At 38.2% G+C, this 7,898-nt stretch carries 10 protein-coding genes; 9 read left to right on the forward strand and 1 reads right to left on the reverse strand.

The window, feature by feature from the left end; all coding sequences use genetic code 11:
* From V7149_RS22975 to spoVM, 8 genes are all read left to right on the forward strand, one after another.
* On the forward strand, positions 1-526 hold a 526-nt coding region (locus V7149_RS22975), incomplete at its 5' end, for a methyltransferase domain-containing protein (RefSeq protein ID WP_335347903.1).
* A 3-nt stretch (positions 527-529) separates the two neighbouring features.
* Positions 530-1,612, forward strand: coding sequence for a 23S rRNA (adenine(2503)-C(2))-methyltransferase RlmN (rlmN, locus tag V7149_RS22980; protein WP_335347904.1), 1,083 nt, complete (start codon positions 530-532; stop codon positions 1,610-1,612).
* 4 nt (positions 1,613-1,616) lie between these two features.
* A complete protein-coding gene (locus V7149_RS22985; protein ID WP_335347905.1) occupies positions 1,617-2,372 on the forward strand; it encodes a Stp1/IreP family PP2C-type Ser/Thr phosphatase in 756 nt (251 codons plus the stop codon).
* Positions 2,369-4,351 carry a Stk1 family PASTA domain-containing Ser/Thr kinase gene (gene pknB / locus V7149_RS22990; protein WP_335347906.1) on the forward strand — a complete coding sequence of 661 codons (1,983 nt, stop codon included), beginning with the start codon at positions 2,369-2,371 and terminating at the stop codon, positions 4,349-4,351. The genes V7149_RS22985 and pknB overlap by 4 nt, the downstream gene beginning before the upstream one ends.
* A gap of 57 nt (positions 4,352-4,408) precedes the next feature.
* On the forward strand, positions 4,409-5,290 hold the full coding sequence (rsgA, locus tag V7149_RS22995; protein ID WP_335347907.1) for a ribosome small subunit-dependent GTPase A: 882 nt from the start codon (positions 4,409-4,411) through the stop codon (positions 5,288-5,290).
* A gap of 2 nt (positions 5,291-5,292) precedes the next feature.
* A complete protein-coding gene (gene rpe / locus V7149_RS23000; RefSeq protein ID WP_335347908.1) occupies positions 5,293-5,949 on the forward strand; it encodes a ribulose-phosphate 3-epimerase in 657 nt (218 codons plus the stop codon).
* 332 nt (positions 5,950-6,281) lie between these two features.
* A complete protein-coding gene (locus V7149_RS23005) occupies positions 6,282-6,929 on the forward strand; it encodes a thiamine diphosphokinase (RefSeq protein ID WP_335347909.1) in 648 nt (215 codons plus the stop codon).
* Positions 6,930-7,026: 97 nt separating this feature from the next.
* Positions 7,027-7,107 (forward strand): stage V sporulation protein SpoVM, encoded by an 81-nt coding sequence (gene spoVM, locus V7149_RS23010; RefSeq protein WP_066289202.1) that lies wholly within the window; start codon positions 7,027-7,029, stop codon positions 7,105-7,107.
* Positions 7,108-7,195: 88 nt separating this feature from the next.
* Here spoVM and rpmB read toward each other — a convergent pair whose 3' ends face one another.
* Positions 7,196-7,384 carry a 50S ribosomal protein L28 gene (gene rpmB, locus V7149_RS23015; RefSeq protein ID WP_335347910.1) on the reverse strand — a complete coding sequence of 63 codons (189 nt, stop codon included), beginning with the start codon at positions 7,382-7,384 and terminating at the stop codon, positions 7,196-7,198.
* A 295-nt stretch (positions 7,385-7,679) separates the two neighbouring features.
* On the opposite strand from rpmB, the gene V7149_RS23020 reads away from it, so the two are divergent.
* Positions 7,680-7,898 (forward strand): Asp23/Gls24 family envelope stress response protein (locus V7149_RS23020; protein ID WP_335347911.1); only part of this gene is annotated, 219 nt, incomplete at its 3' end.

Genomic DNA, 7,898 nt, shown 5'->3' on the forward strand with positions numbered 1-7,898 from the left:
TTCTAACACTGGTCAAGTTATTTCTCTTGATTTACATGATCATAAAGTAAGATTAATTCAGGAAAATGCAACAAGACTTAAATTAACCAATATAACGGCAACTTCCCTTGACAGCAGAAAGGTTCAAGGTCATTTTGAACAAGCATCTTTTGATCAAATATTATTAGATGCTCCTTGCTCAGGTCTAGGGGTGATGAGAAGAAAGCCCGATATGAAATATACCAAAAAAGAAGAAGATATTTTCCAATTGGCAGCCGTGCAAAAAAACTTATTAGCTGCCGTTTCTCCTTTATTGAAAAAAGGTGGTAATCTAGTTTATAGTACTTGTACGGTTGATCTTGAAGAGAATGAGAAAGTTGTTGAAGCTTTTTTAAATGAAAACGAAGAATTTGAAGGTGATCTATCGATGAAGGAACGGATGCCTGAGGCCATACGACCATTTGTAAATGGGTATCAGCTTCAAATTTTACCGCAACATATTGGATCTGATGGCTTTTATATAGCCTGTCTAAGAAAGAAGGTATAATGAATGGAACAAGCAACTGAGAAAAAAGTAACAACTGAACAAAAACCGTCCATTTATTCTTTACAGCTGCATGAGTTAAAAGCCTGGCTAGCAGAAATGAATGAAAAGACGTTTCGTGCCGATCAAATTTTTGATTGGCTCTATACGAAAAGAATTTTAAGCTTTGAGGATATGTCCAATTTATCTAAAGGATTACGGGATAAGCTATCTAATTCCTTTACATTAACGACTTTGAAAACCATTATTCAACAGCAATCCTCAGACGGGACGATTAAATTTTTATTTGAACTTCATGATGGGTATTCGATTGAGACCGTTCTTATGAGGCATGAATACGGCAATTCTGTTTGTGTAACAACCCAGGTAGGCTGCAGAATTGGCTGTACATTCTGTGCATCCACTCTAGGGGGATTAAAGCGGAACCTAGAAGCAGGAGAAATCGTTGCTCAAGTCGTAAAAGTACAGCAGGCATTAGATGAAACAGAGGAAAGAGTTAGTTCAATCGTTATAATGGGGATTGGCGAGCCCTTTGATAATTATGATCAAATGCTCTCCTTCTTAAAAATTGTTAATCATGATAAAGGGCTAAATATCGGGGCCCGCCATATTACTGTATCAACAAGTGGAATCATTCCGAAGATTTATCAATTTGCCGACGAAAATCTGCAAATCAATTTCGCACTATCTCTCCATGCACCAAACTCAGAACTTAGAAGCCGACTAATGCCTATTAATCGTGCATATAAGTTGCCAGATTTAATGGAAGCCATCCGTTATTATGTAAATAAAACCGGAAGACGTGTCAGCTTTGAGTACGGTTTATTCGGTGGAGTAAATGACCAGGTGGAGCATGCAGAGGAATTAGCAAGATTAGTAAAAGGAATTAAATGCCATATTAACTTAATTCCAGTTAATTATGTTCCTGAACGGGATTATGTCAGAACACCGAAGGAACAAATTTTTAAATTTGAAAAGACATTAAAAAATCATGGTGTAAATGTAACGATTCGCAGAGAGCAAGGTCATGATATTGATGCAGCATGTGGACAACTTCGTGCGAAGGAGCGAAAAGAGGAGACGAGGTGACAAGATGAAAGCTGTTTTTAAGACAGACCGAGGCAGAATTCGTCAGCATAATGAGGATAATGGTGGAATATTTTTAAACCGCAGCGGCCAGCGCCTTGCCATTGTAGCAGATGGCATGGGCGGTCATCGTGCGGGAGATGTTGCAAGTGAAATGGCTTTAACGAATTTGCAGAAGCTATGGGGAGAAACAGAATCGATCAGGACAGCAGATGAAGCGGAAGAATGGTTAAGGATCAGTATTGAAAAGGGCAATACTGTCCTCTTCGAACATTCAAGAAATACTAAAGAATGTGAAGGGATGGGGACAACGCTTGTTGCCGCCATTTGTACAAAACATTTTGCTACCATTGCTAATATTGGGGATAGCCGTTGCTATATTCTAAATGAAAATGGTTTTCAGCAGCTAACAGACGACCATTCACTCGTAAATGAATTAGTCCGTTCTGGACAAATTTCAAAAGAGGATGCAGAGCATCACCCGATGAAAAATGTTGTATTAAGAGCGCTTGGAACAGAAGAAACTGTAGATATGGATTTTAAGACAATCATTTTTGAGGAGGATGACCTTTTGCTTTTATGCTCAGACGGTCTCTCCAATAAGGTGACGGAGAAAGAAATGATTCATATACTTACGGATAGTCAAGGATTGGAAGAAAAGGCTGCTGCTCTTATTGATTTAGCTAATAATCATGGCGGCGAGGATAATATTACATTGGCCATTGTTGAATTTTTTGATAATGAGTCTGGTGAACGTCTATGATGATTGGAAAAAGAATTAGCGGAAGGTATAAGATTCTTGAGGTCATCGGCGGAGGCGGTATGGCTAATGTATATTTAGCTCATGATATGATTCTTGACCGTGATGTGGCAGTTAAGATGCTTCGCCTTGATTTTGCTAATGATGAGGAGTTCATTCGTCGTTTTCACCGAGAAGCTCAATCGGCAACAAGTCTTGCTCACCCTAATATCGTTAGTATTTTCGATGTCGGTGAAGAGGATTCTCTTTATTATATTGTCATGGAATATGTCGATGGACAAACATTGAAACAATACATACTGCAAAACAGTCCTGTCCGTGTTGAAAAAGTAATTGAGATTATGAAGCAGCTGACCTCTGCCATTGCTCATGCTCATCAAAATCATATTATACATCGAGATATTAAACCTCATAATATATTAATAGACCAGTACGGAAATGTAAAAATTACAGATTTCGGCATCGCTATGGCTTTAAGTGCGACAAGCATAACCCAGACGAATTCAGTTCTTGGGTCTGTTCATTATTTATCGCCCGAACAAGCAAGAGGCGGGATGGCAAACCAGAAGTCTGATATTTATTCTCTTGGAATTGTGATGTTTGAGTTGCTGACGGGAAGGCTGCCATTTTCGGGTGAGTCAGCTGTTTCCATTGCTTTAAAGCATTTGCAATCTGAAACACCTTCATTAAGGAGATGGAATCCATCCATACCGCAAAGCCTTGAAAACATTGTATTAAAAGCAACGGCAAAAGATCCATTTCATCGCTATGAAAGTGCGGAAGAAATGGAGGACGATTTAAGCTCAAGCCTTGATCCGGATCGAATAGATGAGGCAATTTTTATGATCCCGGTCGATAATGATGCAACAAAGGCTATTCCTATTATTACAGATGAGCATTCTTTTCCGGCTAGAGATGAGACAGTTGTTCACGGGAAAGCCGTTCACCATGCTGATGATACTAAACCGCAAAAGGAAAAGAAAAAGGAAAAGAAAAAGGAAAAGAAAAAGGAAAAGAAAAAGAAATGGCCAGCAATATTAGTTTCTACTTTTATTGGCCTAATTATTTTAGGAATTTTAGTAGTTTTTGTTCTTCCCGGTTTATTTTCACCAAAGGAAGTGGAAGTTCCAGACTTAACTGGCGATGAAATTGATAAAGCAATTGCTGAGCTGGAAGCGGCAGGATTTCACGTAAATGAACCAATTCGGATAAACGATGAGGAATGGGATGAAGGCCTAGTCATTAGGACTGAACCTAAAGCAGGAAAGACTGTTAAAGAAGGTTCAGATATTGATATTTATGAAAGCTTGGGCAAGGAAAAGTTTGAAATGGCAGATTATACCGATCACTCTTATGATGATGTGTTTAGGTTATTAGGAGTAGAAGATTTTAAATTTATTGATAAAAAGGAAGTATATGATGAGGTCATTCCTTCAGGGAAAATAATCGACCAAAACATCGAAAAAGGTGAATCAGTCATTCCTGAGGAAACGGTACTAGAATTTATCGTAAGTAAGGGACCTACTCCAATAACATTAAAAGATTTAAAAGGGTACAATAAAAAAGGGCTCCAAGAGTATGAGGCAGATTATGGGATAATAATTGAAATAACAGAGGCGTACTCAAATGATGTACAGGAAGGAAATGTTATTTCGCAAGATCCTCCTTCAGGCACGGAGTTATCAAAAGGGAAAAAAGTGAAGGTCGTTATTTCTAAAGGGAAAGAGGAAATACCGCCAAAAATAGTTCGTAAAGATATCATTGTTCCATATGCGCCTTCTGAGGATGGCCATCCACAGGAAGTTCAAATTTATATTGATGACATGGTAAGTGATTTGAATGAACCCGCTTTAACGGAGTACATTACAGAGACTAGGACATTTACACTCGAATTTACGATTGCTGCTGGACAACAAGCAGTTTACCAAGTAAGAAGAGACAATGAGTTAATTGATCAGCAATACGTGCCATTTTCGGAATAATGTTAAAGGTGCTCCTCAAACGAATGTTAAATAAACTTAAGAGTAAGGAGTGTTGCTATGCCTGAGGGCAAAATTATTAAGGCATTAAGCGGTTTTTATTATGTAATAAGTGATAATGAAACTGTCCAATGCCGTGGACGGGGAGTATTTCGGAAGAATAATGTGACTCCTCTTGTCGGTGATGAAGTCGTTTTTCAAGCTGAAAATAATAAAGAAGGCTATATATTAGAAGTAAAAGAGCGGAAAAATGAGCTTGTCAGGCCGCCTATCGCTAATGTAGATCAAGCAATTCTTGTATTTTCAGCAGTTGAACCAAGCTTTAGTACGTCACTGCTAGACCGGTTTCTTGTATTGGTAGAATTTAATCATATTAAACCGATTATTTGTATTACAAAAATGGATTTAACAAATGATGAACAAAACGAGGAAATCCAAACCTATGCGAATGAGTATCGAAAAGCTGGTTATCAAGTTTTATTAACTTCTTCTGAAACAGAGGAAGGGATTAAAGAATTGTCACCATTTTTGGATGGCGAAATCTCTGTTTTTGCCGGACAATCAGGAGTAGGAAAATCCTCCTTGCTAAATGCTTTAAGGCCAGATCTTGAATTAAAGACAAATGATATTTCCTCTCATTTAGGCAGGGGGAAACATACTACTAGACATGTTGAATTAATAAGTGTTGGCAACGGTCTAGTTGCCGACACTCCAGGGTTTAGTTCATTGGAGTTTATCGATATTGAGTTGGAAGATTTAAATTTCTGTTTTCCCGAATTTCAGCAGCATAGTGAGGATTGTAAATTCAGAGGATGTCTTCATTTAGCAGAACCAAAATGCGCAGTGAAAATAGCGGTAGATAATCATGAAATTCCACTTTATCGATATGAACACTACAAAACATTTTTGCAGGAAATTAAAGATAGAAAGCCGAGGTACTAATTATGGTGAAAGTTGCACCATCGATATTATCAGCTGATTTTGCCAAACTTGGGGAAGAAATAAAAGATGTAGAAAAAGGGGGAGCAGATTATATCCATGTGGATGTAATGGATGGACACTTTGTTCCAAATATTACGATTGGTCCGCTTATCGTTGAAGCGATAAGACCGGTTACAAAGCTGCCTTTAGACGTCCATTTGATGATTGAAAATCCTGATCAATATATTGAGGCATTTGCGAAAGCGGGAGCGGATTATATTACCGTCCATGTGGAAGCATGCCGACATCTCCATCGGACTATACATTTTATTAAGTCCTTGGGAGTAAAGGCTGGTGTTGTATTAAATCCAGCAACACCGGTAAATACGATTGAGCACATCATCGAGGATGTTGATATGGTCTTGCTTATGACAGTTAACCCTGGCTTTGGCGGTCAAAAATTCATTTCATCTGTTCTTCCAAAAATTACAGAAGTCAAAAGGATGGCAGACGAAAAAGGATTAAACATTGAAATTGAAGTAGATGGCGGAGTAAATGAAGAAACGGCAAAGCTATGTATTGAGGCAGGTGCTAATGTTTTAGTTGCAGGTTCCGCTGTATACAGTCAAAAGGATCGAGCCAAAGCAATTGCAGCAATAAAAGGCAATATGATTCACTAAATTTTCAAGGCTGACTCGAGGGAACAACTCCATTATGGGGTTTTCCCCATAATATGAGTCAGCCTTTTTTCCAATAGCGAGAAAGTGTAAGTTTACACGACTTTGAGAACAGTCTAGCTCCAGCGCCTACCCTCGACGTACAGGACGTACTAGTGTCGACAATGCGACAGGATAAGGAAGTCTTCGACAGCAATATATCGCACGACCAAAAGTAGAGCTTTTGGGAGGACGCCGCGTTTTTGTTGACCTCAAGGTCACAAGCCAATCCTGAAAGGNNGTGCTTGTCGGGGGTGACCGAGGCGCTTGCGCTTTTTATAATGGAGATGGTAAAAGTGATTATTAATATACTTGCGGGTGGTCCGGTAACCCTGCTGCCAAATTTGAGTATTTACAAGCAAGAAGGGGATATTTGGGTAGGAGTTGATAGAGGCGTCTTACCCCTTCTCTCATTCGAGATACATCCATCGATCGCTTTTGGGGATTTTGATTCGGTTTCAGATGAGGAAATGGCCATGATTGAGGAGCATATTGCAGACTTGAAACGGTACATGCCTGAGAAAGATGAAACGGATATGGAATTAGCATTAAACTGGGCAATCAAACAGAAGCCCGAATTAATTCGCATATTTGGGGCAACGGGCGGAAGATTAGACCACTTTTTAGCTAATATACAGCTTCTTGTTAAACCATTACTTCAAGATGAAGATACTCAAATCGAAATTATTGACCAAAGTAATATCATCTATATTAAAGGACCGGGAAATCATGAAATCAGGAGAAACCTTCAGTTTAAATATGTTTCTTTTATCCCTCTAACTATGGAAATTACCGGTCTGACCTTAAAAGGATTTAAGTATCCATTAAAGGATCAGCATGTTCCTATGGGGTCCACGCTATGTATTAGTAATGAACTTATTAACGATATTGGGAATTTTTTATTTTCAAAAGGCATAATAATGGTTGTAAGAAGTAAAGATTAAGTTCCCAAATTATTAGTACTTATCATATTTATTTGAATAAGATGATAATGGCGAAGGATAAGATGGATGTGTGAGATCGTGAGGAGGGACACGTGATATGAGATTTTATACAATTAAACTGCCTAGATTTTTAGGCGGTATCGTACGCGCAATGTTAGGAACCTTTAAGAAAAATTGAAGCGAGTCGAGCAAGAAAACGAAGCACCTGTCAAGGGTGCTTTATTTATTGCATTTAAAAAAGACATCCAAATGGATGTCTTTTCATATTATACGCGTTCTACTTTACCAGATTTAAGCGCTCTTGTAGATACCCAAACACGCTTTGGTTTACCGTCTACAAGGATACGTACTTTTTGAAGGTTTGCACCCCAAGTACGCTTGTTAGCGTTCATTGCATGGGAACGTGCATTACCTGTTGTTGTTTTTCTACCAGTGACTACACATTTACGTGGCATATTATTTCCCTCCTTACACATAAGCTGAAGCTATTTTTCATGCTTTCATTGCTATGTTAGATGACCATTTTGATTTAATGTCTCGAAATTAATAAATTTGTAGACATTAAAAGATACTTTAATAATTTATCATACAACCCTTCATATTGCAATAGGTGTCTTTCAAGAAAAAATCCTTGACATACACTATAGAGCGGTAAGTTATAATAAGGAGGCTAGAGTCTAGCTTTCAAAATGACAAAGTATATAGTAAAATGATTTTAGCCAAGGAGTATTTTCCAAAGGGGGAAGTAAGATGTCCATCGAACTTAATACGAAATTCGGTCAAATTGATATTTCGAATGAAGTAATTGCAACAATTGCAGGTGGGGCTGCAGTTGATTGTTATGGAATTGTAGGAATGGCCTCCAAAAATCAGCTAAAGGACGGACTAACTGATATTTTGCGTAAAGAAAATTTTACACGTGGAGTTATTGTTAGACAGGATGAAGACGAAGTACATATTGATATGTAT

The organism is Bacillus sp. JJ1503 (genome assembly GCF_036965125.1).
Classification (GTDB): domain Bacteria; phylum Bacillota; class Bacilli; order Bacillales; family Cytobacillaceae; genus Cytobacillus.